This window comes from Micromonospora sp. NPDC126480 (assembly GCF_040302465.1).
Lineage (GTDB): Bacteria > Actinomycetota > Actinomycetes > Mycobacteriales > Micromonosporaceae > Micromonospora.
In genome coordinates this window covers 41072-64211 of record NZ_JBEORU010000019.1, presented here as the reverse complement: position 1 = coordinate 64211, position 23140 = coordinate 41072, and the positions used below count along the sequence as shown (strand labels likewise).

At 73.0% G+C, this 23140-nt stretch carries 17 protein-coding genes; 7 read left to right on the top strand and 10 right to left on the bottom strand.

Annotated elements, in window-relative coordinates:
* Positions 1–6: 6 nt before the first annotated feature.
* The 3 genes from ABTW87_RS18790 to ABTW87_RS18780 all read right to left on the bottom strand — a co-directional run bounded on the left by ABTW87_RS18790 (position 7) and on the right by ABTW87_RS18780 (position 4540).
* Complete coding sequence (locus ABTW87_RS18790; protein WP_350652102.1) at positions 7–639, bottom strand: phosphoribosyltransferase; 633 nt, start codon at positions 637–639, stop codon at positions 7–9.
* Between the two features lie 9 nt (positions 640–648).
* Positions 649–1956 (bottom strand): glycosyltransferase 87 family protein, encoded by a 1308-nt coding sequence (locus tag ABTW87_RS18785; protein WP_350652101.1) that lies wholly within the window; start codon positions 1954–1956, stop codon positions 649–651.
* A 73-nt stretch (positions 1957–2029) separates the two neighbouring features.
* Positions 2030–4540, bottom strand: coding sequence for a putative bifunctional diguanylate cyclase/phosphodiesterase (locus ABTW87_RS18780; protein WP_350652100.1), 2511 nt, complete (start codon positions 4538–4540; stop codon positions 2030–2032).
* 764 nt (positions 4541–5304) lie between these two features.
* On the opposite strand from ABTW87_RS18780, the gene ABTW87_RS18775 reads away from it, so the two are divergent.
* From ABTW87_RS18775 to ABTW87_RS18755, 5 genes are all read left to right on the top strand, one after another.
* Positions 5305–8364: an AfsR/SARP family transcriptional regulator gene (locus tag ABTW87_RS18775; protein WP_350652099.1), complete on the top strand. Its 3060-nt coding sequence runs from the start codon at positions 5305–5307 to the stop codon at positions 8362–8364.
* A 273-nt stretch (positions 8365–8637) separates the two neighbouring features.
* On the top strand, positions 8638–9129 hold the full coding sequence (gene moaC / locus ABTW87_RS18770) for a cyclic pyranopterin monophosphate synthase MoaC (protein ID WP_350652098.1): 492 nt from the start codon (positions 8638–8640) through the stop codon (positions 9127–9129).
* Positions 9126–9599, top strand: a complete 474-nt coding sequence (locus ABTW87_RS18765) for a MogA/MoaB family molybdenum cofactor biosynthesis protein (protein WP_350652097.1) — start codon at positions 9126–9128, stop codon at positions 9597–9599. Before moaC ends, ABTW87_RS18765 begins: the two co-directional genes overlap by 4 nt.
* Positions 9600–9636: 37 nt before the next feature.
* Positions 9637–10884 (top strand): molybdopterin molybdotransferase MoeA, encoded by a 1248-nt coding sequence (locus ABTW87_RS18760; protein WP_350652096.1) that lies wholly within the window; start codon positions 9637–9639, stop codon positions 10882–10884.
* Positions 10881–11309 carry a molybdenum cofactor biosynthesis protein MoaE gene (locus tag ABTW87_RS18755; RefSeq protein ID WP_350652095.1) on the top strand — a complete coding sequence of 143 codons (429 nt, stop codon included), beginning with the start codon at positions 10881–10883 and terminating at the stop codon, positions 11307–11309. The genes ABTW87_RS18760 and ABTW87_RS18755 overlap by 4 nt, the downstream gene beginning before the upstream one ends.
* A gap of 45 nt (positions 11310–11354) precedes the next feature.
* Here ABTW87_RS18755 and ABTW87_RS18750 read toward each other — a convergent pair whose 3' ends face one another.
* A complete protein-coding gene (locus ABTW87_RS18750) occupies positions 11355–12788 on the bottom strand; it encodes a glycosyltransferase 87 family protein (protein ID WP_350652094.1) in 1434 nt (477 codons plus the stop codon).
* A gap of 216 nt (positions 12789–13004) precedes the next feature.
* A complete protein-coding gene (locus tag ABTW87_RS18745; protein WP_350652093.1) occupies positions 13005–13550 on the bottom strand; it encodes a DoxX family protein in 546 nt (181 codons plus the stop codon).
* Positions 13551–13683: 133 nt separating this feature from the next.
* Between ABTW87_RS18745 and ABTW87_RS18740 the strand changes: the two genes are divergently transcribed.
* Positions 13684–14229 carry a GNAT family N-acetyltransferase gene (locus ABTW87_RS18740; RefSeq protein WP_350652092.1) on the top strand — a complete coding sequence of 182 codons (546 nt, stop codon included), beginning with the start codon at positions 13684–13686 and terminating at the stop codon, positions 14227–14229.
* A 10-nt stretch (positions 14230–14239) separates the two neighbouring features.
* On the opposite strand, the gene ABTW87_RS18735 is transcribed toward ABTW87_RS18740, so the two are convergent.
* The 3 genes from ABTW87_RS18735 to ABTW87_RS18725 all read right to left on the bottom strand — a co-directional run bounded on the left by ABTW87_RS18735 (position 14240) and on the right by ABTW87_RS18725 (position 17241).
* Positions 14240–15481, bottom strand: coding sequence for a DUF8462 domain-containing protein (locus ABTW87_RS18735; RefSeq protein WP_350652091.1), 1242 nt, complete (start codon positions 15479–15481; stop codon positions 14240–14242).
* 141 nt (positions 15482–15622) lie between these two features.
* Positions 15623–16030 carry an LppU/SCO3897 family protein gene (locus ABTW87_RS18730; protein ID WP_350652150.1) on the bottom strand — a complete coding sequence of 136 codons (408 nt, stop codon included), beginning with the start codon at positions 16028–16030 and terminating at the stop codon, positions 15623–15625.
* Between the two features lie 782 nt (positions 16031–16812).
* Positions 16813–17241 carry an LppU/SCO3897 family protein gene (locus ABTW87_RS18725; RefSeq protein WP_502891611.1) on the bottom strand — a complete coding sequence of 143 codons (429 nt, stop codon included), beginning with the start codon at positions 17239–17241 and terminating at the stop codon, positions 16813–16815.
* Between the two features lie 453 nt (positions 17242–17694).
* On the opposite strand from ABTW87_RS18725, the gene ABTW87_RS18720 reads away from it, so the two are divergent.
* The gene (locus ABTW87_RS18720) at positions 17695–18642 is read left to right on the top strand and encodes an EamA family transporter (protein ID WP_350652090.1); all 948 of its coding nucleotides are present in this window, start codon (positions 17695–17697) and stop codon (positions 18640–18642) included.
* 3 nt (positions 18643–18645) lie between these two features.
* On the opposite strand, the gene ABTW87_RS18715 is transcribed toward ABTW87_RS18720, so the two are convergent.
* Together ABTW87_RS18715 and ABTW87_RS18710 are read right to left on the bottom strand one after the other, a co-directional pair.
* On the bottom strand, positions 18646–21831 hold the full coding sequence (locus ABTW87_RS18715) for a UvrD-helicase domain-containing protein (RefSeq protein WP_350652089.1): 3186 nt from the start codon (positions 21829–21831) through the stop codon (positions 18646–18648).
* Between the two features lie 61 nt (positions 21832–21892).
* Positions 21893–23140 (bottom strand): metallophosphoesterase, encoded by a 1248-nt coding sequence (locus ABTW87_RS18710; RefSeq protein ID WP_350652088.1) that lies wholly within the window; start codon positions 23138–23140, stop codon positions 21893–21895.

Below are 23140 nucleotides of genomic sequence, written 5' to 3'. Positions count from 1 at the left end.
GTCGGTTCACGCCGTCGCGGTCAGCGCCTCGGTCACCTCGTCGTCGGAGACCTCGTGGAAGTCGTCGTAGTAGGCGCTGACCGCCATGAACTCCGGCGGGTGCTGCGGACACACGACCTGGTCGGCCTCGGCGGAGAGCATCTCGTACGCCTCCTGCGAGCCGACCGGGACGGCCACGACGACCCGGCGGGCGCCGAGGTGGCGGGCGACCTGGACGGCGGCGCGGGCGGTCGCGCCGGTGGCGAGCCCGTCGTCGACGATGACGGCGGTGCGGCCGGCGAGATCCAGCTGTGGGCGGCCGCCCCGGTAGAGCCGCTCGCGGCGGTCCAGTTCGGCCTGCTCGCGGCGGCGCACCTCGGCGATGTCGTCCGGGCTGAGCCGATTGGCGACAACATCGTTGAGCACCTGTACGTCGCCGGGACCGAGAGCGCCGAAGGCGACCTCGGGGGCCCACGGCATGCCGAGTTTGCGGACGACGAGGACGTCGAGCGGCGCGCCGAGCCGCTGGGCGATCACCTCGGCCACGGGCACGCCCCCGCGTACCAGGCCGAGGACGATGACGTCCGGGTCGCCGACGAGAGCGGTGAGCCGGTCGGCGAGCATGCGTCCCGCGTCGGTTCGGTCTCGGTAGGTGGTCATCCCTCAGGTTTACGCCGTGTCGGGGGGATCCGCCGGGTGGTTGGCGGATCCGGGCCGGCTGAGCGCGGGTGCCCAGACCAGGAACGCGAGGGGATACAGCAGGTAGCCGAACCGGGTCGAGGGCATCAGCAGGATCGCGGCGAGCAGCCCGTACCCGCAGACGAGCGACGCGTCGGCGGCGGTGCGGGGCGGGCGGCGGGCGAGCCGGACGGCGATGACGAGCCCGGCGGCGAGCAGCAGGGCGCCGGCAACCGCGCGGCCGGCGGGCAGCGCGGTGGCGACGAGGTGGCCGGGGAACGGTGACTGGGCGGGGCTGGTGACCAGGCCGTGGCCGAGCGGAAAGCGCAGGACGTTCTCCACGAGAGCGTCGCGGTCGACGAGCAGGACGGGCAGGAGAGCGGCGATCGGCAGTCCGAGGGCACCGGCGGCGACCCGCCGGCCGGCGCGGTGGGTCGCGCCCCAGATGACCAGGACGAGGGCCACCGGCCAGGCGAAGAGCTTCAGGGCGCCGGCCAGACCCACGGCCACACCGGCCCGGCCGGGCCGGCCGGCGGCGGCGAGGGCGAGGGCCAGCAGGCAGAGTGCCAGGACCGGCAGGTCGTCGCCGCCGGCGGCGAGGGTGAGCGCACAGACCGGAAGCACGGTGGCGGCCTGGACACCCCGCAGCACCGGGCCGTCCCGGCGGTCGCGCTCCTCGGGCGTGCCGGCGTGCCGGAGGGTACGCACGGCGAGCGCGAGCGCGGCGGCGGTGGCGAGCGCGAACCAGACCCGAGCGTCGGTCCACGCGGCGTCGACGGCGGCCCGCGGCAGACCGAAGAGGGCCATGCCCGGCTGGTACGGCGTGTAGCCCAGCAGCTGCTCGCCGGGAGGAAGCGCGGCGATCGCGTCGTGCCCGAGGTAGGGCGTGCCGGTGTCGACCAGGCGGCGGCCGGACTCTTCGACGACGATGACCTCCTCCTGCGCCCGGTCGGTGCGCCCGCCGGCCCGTTCGACGCTCTGCAGCACGACCGGGAGCAGGGCGGTGGTGGCCCAGGTGAACGCGGTGAGCGCCCAGCGGGCGGGCAGGTTGGCCAGCGCCGACGCGGGGCGCCGCCGCCGGATCAGGAGCTGGCCGGCGACGGCGAGTGCGGCGACGAGGTAGCCGACGGCGGCGACGCCGCCCCAGGCCCGGTGCGGGAGGAGAGTAGAGGTCAGCGCGGTGACCGTGGCGAACACCCCGGAGGCGGCGTAGAGGGTGAGGTCGAGGGCGAGGCCGCCGGCGGCGGTGTCGATGGCCCGCCAACCGTGGCGGCGGACGGTCGGGGCGGCGGCGGTCACGCGGGCCAGTCTGGCAGAACCGCCCCGGTGGAGCAGGCCCGGCCGCTTCTCGCCGGCGGCCCGGGCGCGGTGGTCAGGCGGGCTGGTTGCGGCCGCGGGTGGCGGGGCGACGGCCGGCGGGCAGCCGGACGACCGCTCCGGCGTCGTGCAGCGGCGCCGCGAGCAGGCCGGGACGGCCGCCCGGGCCGCGTCGCAGGGCCGCGAGCAGCGTCCCGGCGGGCATCGGCCGCGCGAAGAGGTGGCCCTGTCCGCCGGTGCAGCCCAGCTCCCAGAGGGCGCGGCGTTGCGGCTCGTTCTCCACGCCCTCGGCGATCACGGTGAGGCCCAGGCTGCGGCCGAGGTCCAGCGTGGAGCGGATGACGGCGGCGGCCTCGACGGAGCTTTCCATCTCGGTCACGAAGCTTCGGTCGATCTTGAGTTCGTGGACGGGGATGCGGGAGAGCAGCGAGAGTGACGAGTAGCCGGTGCCGAAGTCGTCGAGGGCGAGGCGTACGCCCTCGTCGCGGAGCCGGCTGAGCACCCGGTCGACGATGTCCAGCTGGCTGAGGGTGAGGGTCTCGGTCAGTTCGAGCACGAGCCGGTCGGGTGGCAGGTCGTTGGCGCGGAGGCGGGCCAGCACCGAGCCGGGGAACCGGGCGTCGAGGAGGCTGCGGGGCGACACGTTGACCGCCACCGGCACGTCGAACCCGGCGTCCCGCCAGCTGGCGGCGGCGACGAGCGCCTGGTCGAGGATGGCCTCGGCGAAGGCCGGGAGCAGACCCGAGCGTTCCACGGCCTCGAGGAAACGCAGGGGGTCGATCACCCCGTGGGTGGGGTGGTGCCAGCGGGCCAGTGCCTCCGCGCCGGTGACGGCGCCGGTGCCGAGGTCGACGATCGGCTGGAAGTTGACTGTGAACTCGTGGTCGGCGACGGCCCGGGGCAGTTCCCCGCCGAGGGTGAGCCGGGCGACGTCGGCCGTGTCCCGGTTGTGGGCGTACGTGGCGATCCGCTGGCCAACCCGTTTCGCCTGGTACATCGCGACGTCCGCGCGGCGGAGCAGCTCGGCCATGCCGCCGGTGGCGGGGGCGGCGGCGATGCCGCCGCTCGCCTCGACGCTGATCCGCATGCCGTCGAGGTCGAACGGCTCGTGCAGGGTGGCGATCAGTGTCTCCGCCCGGTGCGCGGCCACCGCCGGGGCCGGTAGGCCGCGCAGGAGGACGGCGAACTCGTCGCCGCCGAGCCGCGCCACCAGATCGGTGGGTTGGGCGGCGGTGCGCAGCCGGTCGGCGACCTGCACCAGCACCTGGTCCCCGGCGGCGTGCCCGAGCGTGTCGTTGACCTCCTTGAAGTGGTTGAGGTCGATCAGGACGAGAGCGGTGACGCCCTCGGCGTGCCGGGTACTGAGCTGCTCGGTGCCCTCGTCGAGCAGGTGCCGGCGGTTCGCCAGGCCGGTGAGGGCGTCGTGGGTGGCCGCGTAGGCGTGCTCGTCGGCGACGCGGGCCAGTTCCGCGTACGCCTGCGCGTTGCGCACCGCGGTGCACAGCGCCGAGGCGAAGGTGCGCAGGGTGTACTGCTCGCGTTCGGAGAGCTGGACCGGGCCGCGGAACCGCAGCCGCAGCACGCCGACGTCGACGGCCCGGTCGTGACCCTCCAGCGGAGTGGCGAGCACCGTGCCGTCGACCGGGGTGGACTCGCCGGTGGGGCCGTCGTACGTGATCGTGCCGGCGCCGCCCCGCACCGTGCGGCCGCCCTCGCGCAGCTCGATCTCGACCTCGTCGGCGCTGAACAGCTCGGCGGCCTGGGTCACTGCGGTCTTGAGGACCTGGTCGAGGTCGACCACGTTGAGCGCGTCGGTCGTACGCGCCAACCGTCGCCAAGCCTGCTGCTCGGTCCGGGCCTTCACCCGGTTGGAGTAGAGCAGGTGCAGGCTGAGCACCAGGGGCGGCACGGCCAACAGCAGTCGCGGATCAGCGTGCAGGATGAGAAGTGTCGTGACGATGAGGATGAATCGAGCCACGGCACTGGTGAGACGCATTCCGACGTCTTCGCGGAAGAGCCGCCCGACGCGGGTGCCCGTGGCGAGTGCGATGACCGGAAGCGTCAGGGCCTCGTCGAGGACGACCGTGACCGCGTACGCAAGACCGATCATGACGATAGCCTGCCGGAGGTCACCGTTCGCCGGTGACCAGCCGAGAGCAGTCAGGGCCGCCCCGCCCCCGGCCGCCAGCAGCATGCTCTTGGCCACGCCGAAGGCGGTCTTGAGGGGCGGAAGCTTGATGAGCAGAAGGGCGGTCGCCACCCCGACGCCAGTGGTCAGGACCACAAGCGACACGGGTGCGACCGCAAGACCCAGGACGATCGCCGTCTCGCTCCAGGAGATGGCATGCACGGTCGCACGGATGCGTACCCGCCATTTGATCGCGACACCGAGTGCCGCCATCGAAATCAATGCCAGCGAAAGCGCCAGGTGCTCGCTGGCCAGATCGAGGCGCAACATCTGGTGTATCGATGCGACGGCCGCACCGGAGGCCAGAACGCAGACGAGGCCGACGTGCAGCGTCAGCTGCCGCTCGGCCTCTGTCTTGCGATCGCTCGATCCTGTCACCGCGCTCAAGATTACGGCGGGTCAACCGGTGACCACAATCGCTCACTGCCACTCGTGTGCCGACATGGCGCCGCCCCTCCCAATCAGGACCGAAGCTCGTCGCTTCGGATCTGGCGGCTGTTAGCCTAGGCGCGGTTAGACCGATTATGGAGGGATATATGTCACTATGAGCGATAGATGAGAATTCGACCTTGCTTCGTTACTTTCTGCAATTCTCTCGGGACTTCTGGTGTCCTTGCTCGCGCTGTCGCCACCGATCGTGCCGAAAGCGTGCGGCTTTTCGAAATCGGTTGCTATGCCATATCCCTCAGCCATCGTGGCCACCTTCGTGCTGCTGGCCGTGGCGGTAAGGCCGTCAGCACAGTTGCCTTGTCGGGCAGTGCCGGTTGGGTAGCTGTTCATATGTTGTAGTGGGCCGGGTTACTGAGGGTGTGCAGTGCGAACGGCTGCCTTCCGTGCAGACGTCATTATGATCTTCACGGAATGCCACCGTCGATGCGTAGCCCGCCTCGATTCTCGACGAGCCAGCCGTGGTGAATCCAGTCCGAGGGTGCGAGTCGCGTCGACGGCCGGTAGGGGGATGCAGGGCGCGAGTGAGTCCGGCGAGGACCCCTGAGAGCCGATGAACGCGTACGCTGTGTGCTCGAAGGTGACTGGGACAGTGCCGGAAATCAGGCATTCGACGTATGGCATCGCCACCACGTGTTGGCATCGGAACTGCACATCGTGACGTCATGAATGCCGGCAAGCGGAGTTGACGCCTCTTGGAGCTTCAGGTTCTCGGCGGTTTGTCGTTGCGAGGCCCGTCGGGCGACGTCCACCTCGGAACGCCCAAGCAGCAGATGGTTCTGTCGATGCTGGTAACCGTGCCCGAACAGCTGGTGACGATTGACGAACTGGTCGACGAGTTGTGGGGCGTCGAGCCGCCGCGATCTGCCGTACCGAACGTTCGCACGTATGCCGCCAACCTCCGGCGCACCCTCCGAGGACTCGACTCCGCCGGTGCACTCATCGTCCGAAAGGGGGATGCGTACCGCTTGCACCTCGGTCAGTGCGAGCTGGATTTGATTCGGTTCACCGCTGATTACGAGGAGGCGCAGATCCTGATCGGCCGGCAGGAGCGCGAGTCCGCGGCGAACCTCCTGGCCCGGGCGGTTCGCCGGTGGCGGGGCCGGATGCTCGCCGGAGTTCCACTCGGTCAGATTCTCTCCGCCCGTGTGGCGGCCGCTGAGGAGCAGCGCCTTCGCGCCACGGAGCTTCTCGCCCAGGTGTGGCTCGAGTTGCACCGGCCCGAACAGGCCGTGCCCGTGCTGCGGGAGATCCTGGCACGTGATCCGCTCCGGGAATCGGCCCACGCACTGCTGGTCCGTGCCCTGCACCTTCACGGCGACCGCGCGACCGCCATCGAGGCGTACGACTCAGCCCGAACATTGCTCGAAAAGCAGTTGGGCGTCGGACCCGGTGAGGAGCTCCAGCGGGTACGAGAACTGCTTCGCGACCTGCCGGGGCCTGCCCGGGAGTCTGCACCGGCCACCGGTGCCCCCGGCCTGACGGACCAGGCCGGCGGAGCGAGTGGGCGGCCGGTGGAGGGGTCGCTCAACTGGTTGCCGCGGCCCGTGCCGCAGTTCATCGGGCGCGCCGAGACGGTTAACCTGCTGCTGGCCGAGACCCGCCAGCTGGAGCGGCACAGCTCCCCAGTGCATGTCATCGACGGTATGGCAGGCAGCGGAAAGACCACGACGGCGGCGCACGTGGCCCGGCTTCTCGCGCCGCTCTACCCGGATGCGGCACTCTTCATCGATCTGCGTGGTCACGAAGGTTCCGGTGGGATCGACCCGACCGCCGCACTCGGTGTCCTCCTTCGGCAGATCGGCGTACCGGCCGGTCGGATCCCGTCGGACCGAGACCTGCGTGTCGACCTCTGGCGCCGGGAACTGGCCAGTCGACGCAGCATCGTGGTGCTAGACAACGCCGCCAGCGCCGAGCAGGTCGCGCCTCTCCTGCCGGTGCGTCCCGGGACCCTGGTGATCGTCACGTCCCGTCGCCGACTCGTCGGTCTGGATGCCGGCCCCCCGTATTCGCTGCCCGTACTGAGCACCGAGGAAGGGATGGCCCTCCTCGAAGCGACTGCCGGTGCGGCACGGATGGCGGGGGAGAGCGAGGCCGCGGCAACCGTCGTCCGGCACTGCGGCTACCTTCCGTTGGCCATCCGGCTCGCCGGCTCCCGGCTGGCGAACCGCCCGGCTTGGCGGGTGTCTCACCTGGCGCAGCTTCTCGGGGACAGTGCTGGCCGGCTCGGTCATTTGGCGGCGAAGGACCGGTCGGTGGCGGGGGCGTTCGCCACGTCGTACGAGCTCCTGGAGCCATCCGCGAAACGGCTGTTCCGGCTGCTCAGTCAGCATCCCGGCGACGACCTGAGTCTGCCCATGGCGGCGGCGCTGGCCGGCCTGCCCGCCGACACCGCCGAACTCGCACTGGACGAACTCGTCGACCTTCACCTGGTTGAGGAGATCGCCGCCCGGCGTTACCGGATGCATGACCTGATCCGCCAGTACTCCCACGATCTGTCGCAACGCGACGACACCGTCCAGCAACGTGACGGCGCACTGTCAGATCTGCTCGATTTCGTGCTGCACACAGCACTGCGTGCGGCGCTGACCGTCGAGCCCAGATTTCTCCGTAGTCAGGTGGCGCTGGGCGCACCGCGCAGGCCCGACCTCGTCGAGATGGCGGAGCCCGCCACGACTGAGTGGCTGGAGGCGGAGCGGGGCAGTCTCGTATCGCTCGTCGGGGCGGCCCGCCGCCGCGGCCTGCACGGGCAGACCTGGCGCCTCGCCCGGACGCTGTGGCGGTTTCTCTATATCCGCGCCTACTTCGACGACATCATCACCATCCACACGCACGGGCTGGCTGCCGCGCGGGCCCTCGGCGACCAGCGGGCGACGGCGATGATGCACAACTATCTGGCCTCCGCCCACCTGCGGATGGCGGAGTACGGGTCCTGTCTCGAACACCTTGCCGCGGCGGTGGCGATCGCCGAGGATCTCGGCGACCGCCCGAGCATCGACCGCTATCGAGCGAACATGGTTGCGGTGTACTGGATGCGCGGTGACCTGACCAAGGCCGTCGAGCTGGGTTTCCAGGGCCTGCGGGCCCGCCGTTTCCTCGAGAGCGACGAGGTGCCGAGCTTCCTGCCGAACATCGGTCTCGCGCTCACCGCTCTGGGTCGGTACGACGAGGCGCTGTGGATGCATCGCACCCATCTCTTCCACGCCCGACTCAACAAGAACTACTTCCACGTGCTCAACGCTCTCGGCCACATCGGATCGGTCAAGAGCAGGATGGGCCGGCATGCAGAGGGGATCCGGCTGATGTCCGCCGCGATGGCCCTGCGTGACCGGACCGGCCACCGGTACGCGGAGCCGGAGGTACGCAACGACATCGGTGTGGCCCTGCGGCACCTGGGACGGCTCGAGGAGGCTGTCGAGCAGCACGAACTCGCCGCCAAGCTGGCGGTCGACTCCGGCGAGCGGCAGGTGGAGGCCGCTGCCCTCAACGACCTGGCGTTGACCCTGGCGCAGATGGGCCGGACGGAACGGACCGTCGGGCTGCACGAAGCGGCGCTGCGGATCGCGACCCGCATCTCACACCCGTACGAGCAGGGCCGGGCGTTGGTGGGTCTCGCCGAACTCACCCTGAAAAAGGACGTGGCCAAGGCCCGCCGGTACTGGGAGCGCGCGTTGGCGATCTTCCGTCGGATGGGCGTGCCTGAGCGGTTCGAGGTCGAGCACCGCCTCGCCGAGACCGGCGACCAGCGGCATTGAGCTGGGAATACCGGCTTATCGATTTCTTATCGCGGCTGCCGTTAGCCTCGGCCGGTCGGCGAAACGGGGGAGGTTCTGACTGATCGCAGAACCTGGAGCGCCGGGACGCCCGCCGTCGGGGGACCCCCAGCGACCCCGGCGGCGGGTCATCGAGGAGGGGCGGCGTGCGCCGGCGCAGCGGTGCCGTTCGCACCCCGGCACCTGCCGGCCGCCGCCCCTTCCTCCACACCGGCCGGCCGACGGCCGTCACCCCGGGCGGATAGGCTCGCGCTCGTGACGGATTCCGCGCAGCTCACCCACGTCGACGCGGCCGGCGCGGCCCGCATGGTCGACGTCTCCGCCAAGCCGGTCACCGGCCGGCTGGCCGTCGCCGCCGGGCGGCTCCGCACCACCCGCGAGGTCGTCGACCTGCTGCGCAGCGACGGGCTGCCGAAGGGTGACGCGCTCGCCGTCGGCCGGCTCGCCGGGATCATGGGCGCGAAACGCACGCCCGACCTGATCCCGCTCTGCCATCCGATCGCCCTGCACGGCGTCACCGTCGACCTGGCGTTGACCGACGACACCGTGGAGATCACCGCGACGGCCCGCACGGCCGACCGCACCGGGGTCGAGATGGAGGCGCTCACCGCCGTCGCGGTGGCGGGTCTGGCCCTGGTCGACATGGTGAAGGCGGTGGATCCGGCGGCCTCGGTGGAGGCCGTGCGGGTGCTGCGCAAGGAGGGCGGCAAGACCGGCGAGTGGGTGCGGCCCGGGGACCGGCCGTGATCCGGGCGCGGGTGGTGGTGGCGTCGAACCGGGCCGCCGCCGGGGTGTACGAGGACACCAGCGGCCCACTGCTCGCCGCCGGCCTGAGGGAGTTGGGCTGCGCGGTGGACGAGCCGGTGATCGTGGTGCCGGACGGTGAGCCGGTCGGCGCGGCCCTGCGCGCCGCCGCCGCCGAGGGGGTGGACGTCGTGGTGACCAGTGGCGGCACCGGTATCAACCCGTCGGACCGTACCCCGGAGGTGACGCGGGCCCTGCTCGACCACGAGATCCCGGGCATCGCCGAGGCGATCCGCGCGTACAGCCGGGACCGGGTGCCCACCGCGGTGCTGTCCCGGGGCGTCGCGGGCGTCCTCGGCCGGACGCTTGTGGTCAACCTGCCGGGCTCGACCGGCGGCGCCCGGGACGGGCTGGCCGTGCTGGGGCCGATCCTGGCCCACGCCGTCGACCAGATTCGGGGCGGCGACCACTAGGGCCGCGTTCGTCGTAGTGCCCCGATACGCTCGTCCGGTGAGCACGGAAACCGCACCGGCCGCCGCGCCCCCGCCGGCAGCGTGGGAGGAGGCCCGCGCCCGGGTGTACGAGGCCGGCCTGGCCGCCGCGCTGCCCGTGGCCGACGGGCCACTCGCCGGGATCGACGGGCACACCCTGGCCGAGCCGCTGACCACCCGCACACCCCTGCCGGCGTTTCCCACCTCGAGCGTGGACGGTTGGGCCGTGCGTGGCCCGGGCCCGTGGCGGCCGGTGGGGCGGGTCCTGGCCGGTGGCACCCCGGCACCGTTGACCGAGGACGGCACGACCGCCGAGATCGCCACCGGCGCGATGGTCCCGGAGGGCACGACCACGGTGCTGCGGGTCGAGGAGTCGAGCCGCACCGCGGACGGGCTGGTGGCCGGCACCCCACGTCCGGCACCCGAGTGGCGCGAGCCGGGCGAGGAGGCGCACGCCGGGGAGGAGCTTCTCCCCGCCGGCACCCCGGTCGACCCGGCGGTGATCGGCCTGGCCGCCTCCTGCGGTCACGATTCCCTGCGGGTCCGGCGGCAGCCGCGCGCGGCGCTGCGGGTCTTCGGTGACGAGCTGCTGACGGCCGGGCCACCCGGCGCGGGGCGGGTGCGCGACGCGCTCGGCCCGGTGGTGCCGGCCTGGCTGCGCCGGTACGGGTGCGTGGTGCACCCCGCCGACGTGGTGGGGCCGGTGGCCGACACCCTGCCCGCGCACGTGGCGGCACTACGGGAGGCGCTCGTCGACGCCGACCTGGTGTGCACGACCGGCGGCACGATGCACGGCCCGGTCGACCATCTGCACCCGGCGCTGGCGGAGCTGGGTGCGGAGTACGTGGTCAACACCGTCGCCGTCCGGCCGGGCTTCCCGATGCTGCTGGCCCGGCTCGTCGGGGCGGACGGCCGGGTCCGGTTCGTCGCCGGCCTCCCGGGCAACCCGCAGTCGGCGATCGTCGCCCTGGTGTCGCTGGTTGCCCCGCTGCTGGCCGGTCTCGCCGGCCGGCCGATGCCGGTGCTGCCGCAGGCGACGCTCGCCGAGCCGATCCCCGGCCGGGGCGACCACACGCATCTCGCGCTGGTCCGGCTGGATCCCGTCGCCGGCACCGCTCGCCCGCTGCGGCACGCCGGGTCGGCCATGTTGCGCGGGCTGGCCGGCGCGGACGGCTTCGCGGTGATCCGTCCCGGCACGGCCGGCCGGCCGGGTGACCGGGTGCCGGTCGTTCCGCTGCCGTTGCTGCCCGGGGAGCGTGTGTCGTGACCGCACCGGCCGTCGCGTTCGGCGAGGTGACCGAGCGCCCGCTGGACCTGGCCGCGCACGAGGCCGCCGTGGCGGACCGGCGGGCCGGCGCGGTGGTGTCGTTCCAGGGGGTGGTCCGCGACCACGACCACGGCCGCGCGGTGGTCAGCCTGGAGTACGAGGGGCACCCGAGCGCCGAGCAGGTGCTGCGCGAGGTGGCCGCGGAGATCGCCGCCGACCCCGAGGTGTACGCGGTGGCCGTCTCGCACCGGATCGGGCCGCTGCAGATCGGCGACGCGGCGCTTGTGGCGGCGGTCAGCACCGCCCACCGGGCCGCCGCGTTCGCCGCCTGCGCCCGGCTGGTGGACGAGGTGAAGGCGCGGCTGCCGATCTGGAAGCGGCAGGTGTTCGCCGACGGCACCGAGGAGTGGGTCAATTGCCCCTGAGGTGACCCGGTGCCCCCATCTGGCGGGTACGCGGTGACGGTCGGGTCAGCGCCGGGTGGCCGATGCGGTCGCCCGGCCCGCCCGCTCACCGTAGAAGGCCGGCTCGGCCCCCGGCCGCCACGGCAGCGCGGCGACCAGCACGATCAGCGCCAGGGCCAGCGAGTTCTCCATCAGGGCACCGAAGAGGCCGTCCTGGTAGTGCGACACCTCGGGCAGTTGGTGCTCGTACGGCCAGATCGGTGAGACCACGAACAGCAGGTAGAGGCCCACGGCAGCGACGCCGTGCCGGAGCCCGGTCAGCGCCGGGTACCAGATCGGGGGGCGCAGGCCGTTGACTCCCGGCAGGCCACTCAGCCCGGCCCGGGAGACGAGCCCGCGGCTGGCTTCGCGGCGGCGTACGGCGGCGTCGGCCAGCACGATGATCGCCGGGATCACCCAGACGAGGTGGTGCGTCCAGGAGATCGGGCTGATCACGTTGGTGGTGAGCCCGACAAGTGTGAACGCGGTCAGCTCGTCGCCGTCGGCCCGGGCGTTGGCGGCCCGGGACAGGCCGAGTGCGAGCAGCAGGATCGCGAACGCGAACCACAGCAGCCCGGGCGTCTCGATCGAGTCGTAGAGGCGGGCGAGCAGGCCGGCCAGCGACTGGTTGGGCGTCATGTCCGCGGCGCCGACCCGCTCGGTCTGCCAGAGCACGCCGCCGAAGTAGGCCCGCGACTCGGGGCCGACGACGGCGAACGAGCCGATCGTCACGGCCACCACCGTGCCGACGGCGGTGGTCGCGGCCCGCCACTGGCGGGTGATCATCAGATAGGCGATGAACAGGGCGGGGGTCAGCTTCACCGCGGTCGCCAGACCGATGCCGACGCCCGCCCACGCGCCGCTGTAGACGAACCGCAGCAGCAGGCCGTCCGAGGGGGCGACGTGGGTGCCGCGGCGGGCCCGCCAGCGCAGGCCGATCAGGTCGGCCATGATCAGCGCGAAGAGGAGCAGGTTGACCTGGCCGTAGCCGAGCGTCTCCCGACCCGGTTCGAGGGCGACGGCGAGCGGCGTCGCGATCGCGACCGTGTACCAGAGCGGCCAGCCGAGCCGGTCCACGATCGGGCGCAGCAGCCCGGCCAGGACGACGGCCAGCGCGGCGATGCTCGCCGCCGCGTTCACCAGCCCGGCCAGGCCGACCGGGAGGTGCGCCATCGGGAGCATGACGAGCCCCGCGAAGGGCGGGTACGTGAACCCGAGGGTGGTGCCGGGGGAGATGAATTCGTACAGCTCGTGGCCGCTCGCCCACCAGACGACCGCGCCGTGGTAGATCTTCATGTCGAAGAAGTTGTACGGCCGCCCGAACGCGCCGATGGCGAGCCATGCGGCGTAGACGACGGCGGCCACGGTGCCGGTCCGTACGACTGTCCTGCGATCGATCCCACCCGCGGCGCGACGCACCGGAGCGAGGCGGTCCACCCGCCTACCGACGGTCGTCGGCATCGCGTGGCCACCCCCGTACCAAGGTCGTCCTAGCCGTCCAGGTCCGGTACGGAGCCTAGAACGGTCCCTCACGTCAATGCCTCCCGCGTTATGCGACCGTGTCCGATCCCACACCAGTTTTTGACATTTCCACCGCGTTAACGCCTAGCGGGTGGTTCGCCGATTTTCGCGGCGTTGACCCGGATGGAAACCGACGGAGGGGAGGATCGACGCAGGTCAGCCGGGGAGGCGTCGAGCCGTCGCTGCCGATCGTACGGCGATCCGGGCCTCCCGGCGGGCGGTACGGACAGCTCGGCGCACAGAACGTCGCGAGTGGCCGATTCGGTGACCGGCCCGCCACCGCAGGCCCGGCTTTCCTTCGGTGTCGGCGGCGGCGAGCAGGAGCCCGCCGAAGAGGCCGAGGTTCTTCAGGAAGTGGATCTGGTTGTTGTTCCGTTGGGCCGGGTCCTCGCTGGACCAGAAGGGGTGGCCGGCGATGGTGGTCGGCACCAGGGTCGCGGCCAGGACCAGGGCCGCGGGACGGGTGAACCGTCCGGTGGCGAGCATCAGGCCGGCGCCGAACTGCACCGCGGCGTTGGCGCGGATCAGCGTCTCGGTGTCGGTGGGGATGCGGGGGTCGGTTCTCTCCAGCAGGGGCGTCACCCGATCGGTCACCGGCTTGGCGGCGACGACGAGCCGGCCCGGGTTGGCGAAGTTACGGGCCCCACTTACCACGAAGATGCCGCTCAGCATGGCGCGGGCGAGGGAGCGTACGGGTGTCATGGGTCAGTCATACCCCGTACCGACCGCGACTACCCCGGCAACCGCCGATCCGGATCGGTGGACGTGGACTTCCGCCACGCCGATTCGAGCGACCGTCGCGGATGGACCCCGGCCGGGGGGTAACGTCGCCCGCGTGACCACACTGCGCCTCCGGCCGGAGGACCCGGCCGACAGCGGTGCGGTCCGTCGCGTGCTGGCGGCCGCCTTCGCCCGCCCCGACGTGACAACACCGCCGGAGGTCGGTCTCGTCGACGAGCTGCGCGGCAGCGACGCCTGGCTGCCGGAGCTCGCCATGGTGGCCGAGTACGGCGGCGAGGTCGTCGCTTACGCGCTGCTCACCCGCGTGCGGGTGCACTCTGACCGGGGAGACGCGCCGGCACTCGCCCTCGGTCCGGTGGGAGTCGCACCGCACCGGCAGCGCATCGGGTTGGGCACAGCGGTCGTGCAGGCCGCCCTGGACGCGGCCACCGAGCTGGGCGAACGGCTCGTCGTGGTGCTCGGGGACCCGGCGTACTACCGGCGGTTCGGCTTCGGCCGTGCCGACCGGATGGGCCTCACCAGCCCCTGGTCCGGTCTCGGTGACCCCTGGCAGGCATTGGTGCTGCCGCCGGCCACCAGCGGCGAGGGCCCGCCCCCGGAGGGCGAGGTCGTCTTCCCGCCGCCCTGGTCCAAGGTCTGACCCGCCCGCCTCAGGCCGGTTGGGTACGCAGGTACCGGCCGAAGTGCGGGACCGTGAAGGCGACCGTGCCGCGCTCCCCGGAGTAGATGAGGCCTTTCTTGATCAGGGCGTCGCGGGCCGGCGAGAGGCTGGCGGGCTTGCGGCCCAGGGCGCGGGCGATCTCGGCGGTCGGCACGGCGGCGTCCATGTCGTCCCGGCCACCGCTCTCCGCGTCGCCGTCGACCAACGAGAGTGTGGCCATGGCACGCATGTACTCGCGCTCGGCCGGGGTCGCCCGCTCGAACCGGGAGCCGAAGAAGCCCACCGCCAGCTCGGCCTCCGCCTCAGGCGCCGCTACCCGCACGTCGGCGGCGGTGATCGGGGAACGGGGAGCGTGGTCCCAGGTCGCCTTGCCGTACGCCTGGACGAAGTAGGGGTAGCCGCCGGACTTCTCGTAGAGCAGGTCGAGCGCCTTCTGCTCGTACTCGACCTCCTCGCGCTCGGCCGGCGCGCAGAGCGCCTGGTCGGCGGCGATCCGGTCGAGCCGGTCGATGCGCTGGTAGCGGAAGAGCCGTTCCGAGTACGACTTGGCGGCGCTGAGCACGGCCGGCAGGTGCGGCAGACCCGCGCCGACCACGATCAGCGGTGCGCCGAGCTGGGACAGCTCGTGGCAGGCGGCGCAGAGGGCGGACACGTCCTCGGCGCCGAGGTCCTGCATCTCGTCGATGAAGACGGCGATACCGGTGCCCACGTCGGCGGCCACCCCGGCGGCGTCGGAGAGCAGCTCCACGAGGTCGATCTCGATGTCACCGGAGTCGGCCCGTCCGCTCGCGGCCGGCACGTCGATGCCGGGTTGCCACCGGTCCCGCAGCTTCGGGGCCGCGCCGCCGCGCCCGGCCGGCGCGGAGCGCTGCGCGAACGCCTTCAGGACGCCGAGGAAGGTGTCGATCCGGTCCGGGGCGCGGTGCCGGGGGGCCAGTTCGCGTACCGCCATGTGCAGGGCGGCGGCGATCGGTCGGCGCAGCGACTGGTCCGGTCGGGCCTCGATCTTGCCGCTGCCCCAGAGCCGGTTGATGGCCTGCGACCGCAGCGTGTTGAGCAGGACGGTCTTGCCCACTCCGCGAAGGCCGGTGAGCATCAGGCTCCGTTCGGGCCGGCCGCGTGCGATGCGTTCCAGCACGATGTCGAAGACGTCAAGCTCACGTCCCCGCCCGGCCAGCTCGGGCGGGCGCTGGCCGGCGCCCGGGGCGTAGGGGTTGCGGACCGGATCCACGCATCGGAGAGTATCGGGCCGTCTAGCGGTGGGGCTAGACATCCGTAGATGGGGCTACCGGCGTGTCGGCGATTCCGTCGTGGTCTCGACAGGAAACTAGGGCTGTCTAGCGTGGAAGCTAGACAGCCCTAGTTTCGGCAATCAACGCTCCTTCAGGCAGAGCACGTAGTCGAGCAGGTTCACCGAGTTGTCGTGCACGTAGTTCGCCGTCGCCTCCGGCGCCAGGACCTCGCACCGGTCGCCGTCCGTCGACGCCGGGATCCGGAGCAGCACCTCGTACGTGTTCGGGCCGCACGGTACCTTGCGCAGTTCGGCGTCGTCGTCCGTGCCGTCGTTGACCACGCAGTCGCCGCGCCGGAAGTCGTCCCCGTCCTCGGTCGGGCTGGGCTCGGCGGTCGGCAGCGGGTCCCGGGTCGGCGGAGCCGGCGCCGAGGTCGTCTCCGGAAGCGAAACCGAGGGAGCGTCCTCGCTCGCGGCCTGCCACCCCGCCCAGCCGGCCAGGCCCAGGCAGGGGCAGAGCAGGAGTAGCACCACCAGCCCGATGATCAGCGCGATCCTGCCGCCCTTCTTGGCCGGCGCCGGCGGTGCGCCGTACCCGCCGGGAACGCCCCAGGGGCCACCCGCCGGTGGCGGGCCGGGCGGAACCGCGCCCGCCGTCGGTCCGGCCGGCGGGTACGGGCCCGGCGGCGGGTAGGCGCCCGACGCGGGGTACGGGCCCGGCGGGACCCGGCCGCCGCCGGAGGTCGGCACCGGCGGCGGGAAGCCGGCACCGGAGGTGGGCGGGTGCTGGCCCGCGCCGGAGGTCGGGGGCGGGAAACCGGCGGACGGCGGGAAACCACCGACCGGCGGCTGGGCCGCGACCGGGTTCGGTGGCGTGGCGGGCTGGCCCCAAGTGGGTGCGGCGCCGGGCGGCGGCGTGGTGGGCTGGCCCCACGTCGGTGCCGACGGTGCCGTGCCGGCCGCCGGTGCGCCCCACTGCGGCAGGGTGGGCTCCTCGCCCGGTGGCGGCCGGCTCCACGGCGAGTGGGCCGGGTCCGCGTCGGGCTGTGCCGGCTGCCGGACGGTGGGCTCGGTGTCGGGCTGAGCCGGCTGCTGGACCGTGGGCTCACCGCCGGGCAGGGCGGCCTGCTGGACGGTCGGTTCGCTTCCCGGCTGGGTGGGCTGCCGCACCGTCGGGTCGTCCTCGGGCCGGGACGTCTCCCAGCCGGGGACCGTCGGTGGCTCCGGGCCGTCGCCGGGCGGTGGGGCGTCCGGCGAGCCGGGCCCCGTCGGGTCTTCCGGCGGGCCGGCTGCTCCGTAGGTTGTCATCTCTTCCCCAGGGGTGCGGTGGCTCAGCGCTGCTTCAGGCAGAGTACGAAGTCGAGGGTGTCCAGCTCGCTGTCGAAGAAGTACCAGTTGGTGTAGCCGTCCACCTCGGCGCACTTCGCCGCGGCGTCCTTTTCACCGGTGGTCAGGCCGTCCACGCGGTGCAGCACTTCGTACGACTTCGGGGCGCACTCGCTGATCACCAGCTTCGGCTTGCCGCCGGCCGGCCCGTCGTTGCGGACGCACTCACCGACCTCGACGAAGCGCGGATCGGCCGACGACTCCGGAGCCGCGACGCTCGGCACCGGACTGGCCTCGTCGGCGGGGGCGGTCGGCCCGGCGGCCGTGGCGGTCGGCGACGCCGCCGGTGCCTCCCCGGCCCGGCCGAGCAGCCAGACGACCGCCGCGCCACCGCCAAGCACCAGCAGGACGACCGCGGCGAGCACCACGATCAGCGGACCCCGCTTCCGGGACGGCCGGTCGGGCGGTACCGGGGCGCCGCCGTAGCCTGCCGGACCGGTCGGTTGGCCGCCCGGTGCGCTCCACTGCTGGTACGCCGGGCGGTACGGCTCCGGCTCGTACCCCTGCGCGGCGCCGTGTCCCGGGGGACCGCCGTACCCCTGGGACCCGCTGTGACCGGACGGGTCGTAGCCCGCGGCGTGCGGGGCGTCGTAGCCCGGCCGGCCGCCGTACCCCGGACGGCCGCCGGGATCCGGGCCCTCCGCCGGGTCCGGCCACCCGCGGTCGGGCCGGCCGTACGCGTCGCCGGGTCGCCGGCTCCGCCACGGCTCGCCGGCGGTGCCGTCCGGTGGTCCGTAGTTCGCCATGCGTGCCCTCCTGCGGCCGGGTGAGAGGCCGGCCACCTTCGACGGACGCCGACGTCCACGCCACCGTAGCGTGACGGTGCGATGAGCTCACCAACGCCAAGTGCGACACCCGTCACCGCCGCCGCCACCCCGGCTCTCGTCTGGACGGCGCTGCTCCTGGTGTACGTCCTCTGGGGCTCCACCTACCTGGGCATCCGCATCGCCGTCGAGTCGATGCCGCCGCTGGCCTCGGCGGCCGTCCGGTTCGCCGTCGCCGGTCTGGTCCTCGCGGCCGTGCTCCGGGTCCGCCGGGGGCCGGGCGCCCTTCGGGTGAGCCGTCGTCAGGTGCGTTCCGCCGCGCTGATCGGTGTGCTCCTGCTGGCCGGCGGCAACGGTCTCGTCGTGTTCGCCGAGTCCGGCCCGCCCGGAGTCGCCGTGCCGTCCGGGATCGCCGCGCTGCTGGTGGCGACCGTGCCCCTGCTCGTGGTGCTGCTGCGCTCCGCCACCGGCGACCGGCCGGGAATCCTGACGTTCGGCGGGGTGACGCTGGGGTTCGCCGGCCTGGTCCTGCTGGTGCTGCCCACCGGCGGGGCGGGTGCCGTGCCGCTGGTCGGCGCGTTGACCGTCGTGGTGGCGGCGACCAGTTGGTCGGTCGGCTCGTTCCTGTCCGGTCGGCTGCCGATGCCCGCCGACCCGTTCGTCGCGACCGTGTACGAGATGTTCGCCGGTGCGGCGGTGCTCGCCGTGTTCGCCGTGTGGCGCGGTGAGCTGCGCGGCCTCGACCTCGGGGCGGTCACCGCCCGGTCGTGGTGGGCGCTGGCGTACCTGATGGTGTTCGGCTCGCTCGTCGCCTTCACGGCGTACGTGTGGCTGCTGCACCACGCGCCGATCTCCCTGGTCGCCACGTACGCGTACGTCAACCCGGTGGTGGCGGTGACGCTCGGCGCGCTGCTCGTGGCCGAACCGGTCACCGCCCAGGTGGTGCTGGGCGGTGCCGTGATCGTCACCGGCGTGGCCCTGGTCGTGACCACCGAACGCCCCCGCCGCTGATCCTCAGATCAGGCGTAGCTGGCGATCCCTCGGGCGGCGGGGCTCGGCCTCGCCCAGGCGTTCGAACAGGCCGGGGTCTATGGTGTCGAGGAACGGGGACGGGCGGCTGTCGTACTCGGTGCCGTGTCGGCTGCGCCGCGCGCTGTGGCTGACGTAGAGGCGGTCCTGGGCCCGGGTCAGGCCGACGAAGAAGAGCCGCCGCTCCTCGGCGACCGCGTCGTCGTCGGGTTCCGTGCCGGGCCAGCGCAGCGGCAGCAGCCCGTCCTCGGCGCCGATCAGGAAGACCACCGGAAACTCCAGCCCCTTGGCGGCGTGCAGGGTGAGCAGCGTGACCGCCTCGGCGCGCGGGTCCAGCGCGTCCACCTCGGCGCCGGTGGCGAGCTGCGACAGGAACAGCTCCAGGTCGTCGCCGCAGCGGCGGGCCAGCGGGGTGAGCAGGTCCACCGCCACCCGTACGTCCTCCGGCCGAACCGTGCCCGTCCCGTCGAGGGTCGGCGTGGCGAACCGCTCCGCGACCACCTGCCCGGCGAGGCGGACCCGGGCCGGCAGGCCCCCGCCGAGGCCGCCGGCGTGCCGCAGCTCGCGGGCGATCGCGGCCACCCCGGGCCGGTCCCGCAGCCGATTGTGCGAGCGCTTCTGCACCGGGATGTTCGCCCGGGCCAGCGCGTCGACGATCGGCGCGGCCTGCGAGTCGGTGCGGTAGAGCACCGCGATGTCGGAGAACGAGAGGGTCGTCGACCGCCCGTCGATGCGGCCCGAGTCCAGCGAGCGGTGCGACAGGCCACCGACCAGCTCGTCGACGGTACGGACGACGAAATCGGCCTCGTCGGCGACGGAGGCTGCGGCGTACCGGCCGACCAGCGGGGCCTCCGGATCGAGCCGGGCCGGATCCAGCCGGCGGCCCCGGACCAGCGACGACGGCGCGATCGCCTGCACGGCGGCGGCCAGGATCGGCGCCGACGAGCGGTAGTTGCGGTTGAGCCGTACCAGCCGGGCGTCGGTGAAGTCCTGCGAGAAGCGCAGGAAGTACCCCACGTCCGCGCCGCGGAACGAGTAGATCGCCTGATCCGGGTCGCCGATCGCGCACAGGTTCCCGTCCGGCGGGCTGAGCAGGCGCAGCAGCTCGTACTGCACCTCGTCGACGTCCTGGTACTCGTCCACGAAGACCCACCGCCAACGGTCCCGACAGGACTGGGCCAGCTTGCGGTCCGCCCGGAGCAGCGCCAGCGGGAGGGTGAGCAGTTCGTCCAGGTCGACCAGGTCCTGTTTGCGCAGCAGCGCGAGGTAGGTGTCGCGGTCGTCGCCGGCCTCCACCCGGGCGGCCGCCCGGTCGGCGTCGTCGGCGATCCGGAAGTCCGCCGGCAGGCCGGCGGCCTCGGCGTTCTCCCGCAGGATCTGCAGCCCCACCGAGTGGAACGTGCCGACGGTGACGTCCTCGGCGACCGGCCCGAGCAGCCCGTCGAGGCGGTGCCGCAGCTCTTCGGCGGCCCGCCGCGTGAAGGTGATGGCCAGGCAGTGCTCCGGGAAGACGTTCAGCTCGGCGCAGAGGTACGCGATCCGGTGGGTCAGCGTCCGGGTCTTGCCGGTGCCCGGCCCGGCCACGATCAGCAGCGGCCCGCCGGGCGCGGAGGCGGCCACCCGCTGCATCGCGTCCAGCCGGTCGAGCAGGCCGGTGCCGACCTCCTCCATCCCGGCCAGCATCGGCTCGAACGGCTCGTGCGGCGACGGCGGCGGCGCGATCGGGGGCGGGGGCGGTGCGGCCCGCTTCGGCTCCGGCTTCGCCGCCGCGCGGCGGGCCCTCGGCTTGGCCGCCGGCTCCGCGGGCCGGCGCTGCGTCGGCACGGGTACGTCGAACAGCGTCTCCTGTGCCGCCGAGGTACCGCTGCCGCCCAGTTCGGACGGATCGAAGAGGGTGATGACGCCGTACTCGCCGTCGTAGCCCGGCACCCGGCGTACCTCGCCCCGGCGCAGCCGCCGGATGCCCTCGGCGAGCAGTTCGCCACCGACCCGCCCGATGTCGTCAAGCGGCGTACGGGTGAGGATCTCCAGCTCCGGGCCGAGCGCGGCGATCAGGTCGTTCAGTCTGCCCTCGACCTTCTTCGACCGGGCGCCCACCTTGTTGATCTCGCCGAGGATCTCGGCCAGCGGCACCAGGTGGGTGACCTCGCGGGCGTGCGCCGGGCGATGCCCCGCGGGCCGGTCGGCCAGCTCCTCGACCCGGCTGAGAACGCCGACGGTCAGCGGTTTGCCGCACTCCGGGCAGCGCCCACCGGCCGCCCGGGTCCGCTCCGGTGCCCAGTTGACGCCGCACAGCCGATGGCCGTCCGCGTGGTACTTCCCCTCCTCCGGGAAGAACTCGATCGTCCCGGCCAACCCGTCGCCGGTGCGCAGCGCCTCGCGTACCGCGAAGTAGTCCCGTGCCGAGGTGAAGACCGTCGCCTCGCGGGCCAGCGCCGGCGGGGAGTGTGCGTCGGAGTTCGACACGAGCCGGTAGCGGTCGAGGCTGCCGACCCGCCAGTTCATCTCCGGATCGGAGGAGAGGCCGGTCTCCACGGCGAAGACGTGGTCGGCCAGGTCGGCGTAGCAGTCGGCGATCGCGTCGAACCCGGACTTGGAGCCGAGGGCGGAGAACCACGGTGTCCAGATGTGCGCCGGCACCAGGTACCCGTCCGGGCTCGCCTCCAGGGTGATCTCCAGCAGGTCGCGGGAGTCGAGACCGAGGATCGGCCGCCCGTCCGAGCCGAGGTTGCCGATCCGCCCGAGGGCCGCGTTGAAGCGGGCCACCGCGTCGAGGTCCGGCAGGTAGATCAGGTGGTGCACCTTGCGCGTACGGTCGTCGCGTTTGTAGATCGTCGAGATCTCGACGCTGAGCATGAAGCGCACCGGGTCGGTCCCGGCGTCGTCGGCGAGCCGCGGCGGCAGTCGCCGCGCGATGTCCCGCTCGGCTTCCGGGCTCAGCCGGTACAGGCCGGGCTCGGCCGGGCGCAGGGTCTCCCGGAGGTGGTCGTACCAGGCCGGGTGGGTGAAGTCGCCGGTGCCGAGCAGGGACACGCCCTTGCGCCGGGCCCACCAGCCCAGGTTCGGCAGGGTGAGGTCACGGCTGCACGCGCGCGAATACTTCGAGTGGATGTGCAGGTCCGCGACGAAGGGCGGAAGGCCACCGGGGGGTGCGGCACTGATCGGAGGCACGCCGCATCCTGCCACGGCCGCTCGTCGCGACGCCCGCCGCCACGCTCAGGGGTGAGCTTCGCTATGCCGTCGAACGCAGCTCGACGAGGGTGACCTGCGGCTCGGCACCGACCCGGACCGGAGGACCCCAGAACCCGGCGCCGTTGGTCACGTACACCTTGGTGCCGTCGACCTCGCCCAGGCCGGAGACCACCGGCTGCTCAAGTCGCACCAGGTAGTTGAAGGGCACGATCTGGCCGCCGTGCGTGTGGCCGGACAGTTGCAGGTCCACGCCGAACTTCGCGGCCTCGAAGGCCGCCACCGGCTGGTGGGCGAGGAGCACCACGGGCCGGCTCGGATCCCGGTCGCCCAGCGCGGCGGCGTAGTCCGGCGGGCCCGCCACCCCGGTGCCGGCGGCCCCGGCGTCGTTGACCCCGGCGAGGTCTAGCACGCCGCCCCGGGCGGCGATCTCCACCCGCTGGTTCTGCAGGACCCGCAGGCCGAGGCGGTCGACCTCCTGCACCCACTCCTCGACCCCCGAGTAGTACTCGTGGTTGCCGGTGACGAAGTAGCTGCCGTGCCGGGCACGCAGGCCGCGCAGTGGCGCCGCGGCGTCGCCCAGCTCGGCCACCGAGCCGTCGACCATGTCACCGACGATCGCGACCACGTCGGCGTCCAACCGGTTGATGGCCGCGACGATCCGCTCGGTGTGCGCCCGGCCGCGCAGGGGACCGAGGTGGATGTCGGAGACCGTGGCGATCCGCAGGCCGTCCATGCCGCGGGGGAGCTTGGCGATCGGGATCCGCACCCGGTCCAGCTGGGGCGGGCCGAGGGCGGTACGCACGCCGTACCCGGTGATGCCGGTGGCGGTGAGCCCGGCGAAGATGGCGGCGCCGCGCGCCAGCAGCAACCGGCGCGACGGGTCGTGGTCCGGCTGCCCGACCGCGGCGGTGGCCGGCGGATCGGCCGGCCCGGCGGCCCCCACCAGGACCGGTTCGGGCGCGGCGGCGGTGGGATCGGCGGCGGACACCCGGCGGCGCAGCACCAGCTTGGCCGCAAGCATCGGGAGCTCCAGCGCCACCAGCAGCACCAGCAGGTAGAACATGATCGCGAGCCAGAGGTATCCCGGCCAGGCGAGCCAGTACGCCCCGGCCTGCGTGCCGACCAGGGTGGCCGGGACGAGCAGCGCGAGCGCCAGCGCCGTGAGGGTGCCGATCCGCCGCCAACGGCCCGGCGTGGTGGTGTCACGGACGAGCCGCTTCCAGAGGTAGAGGTGAATCAGGCCGGTGATCAGGGCCAGGGTGGCGACGAACCCCAGAACCGCCAACAA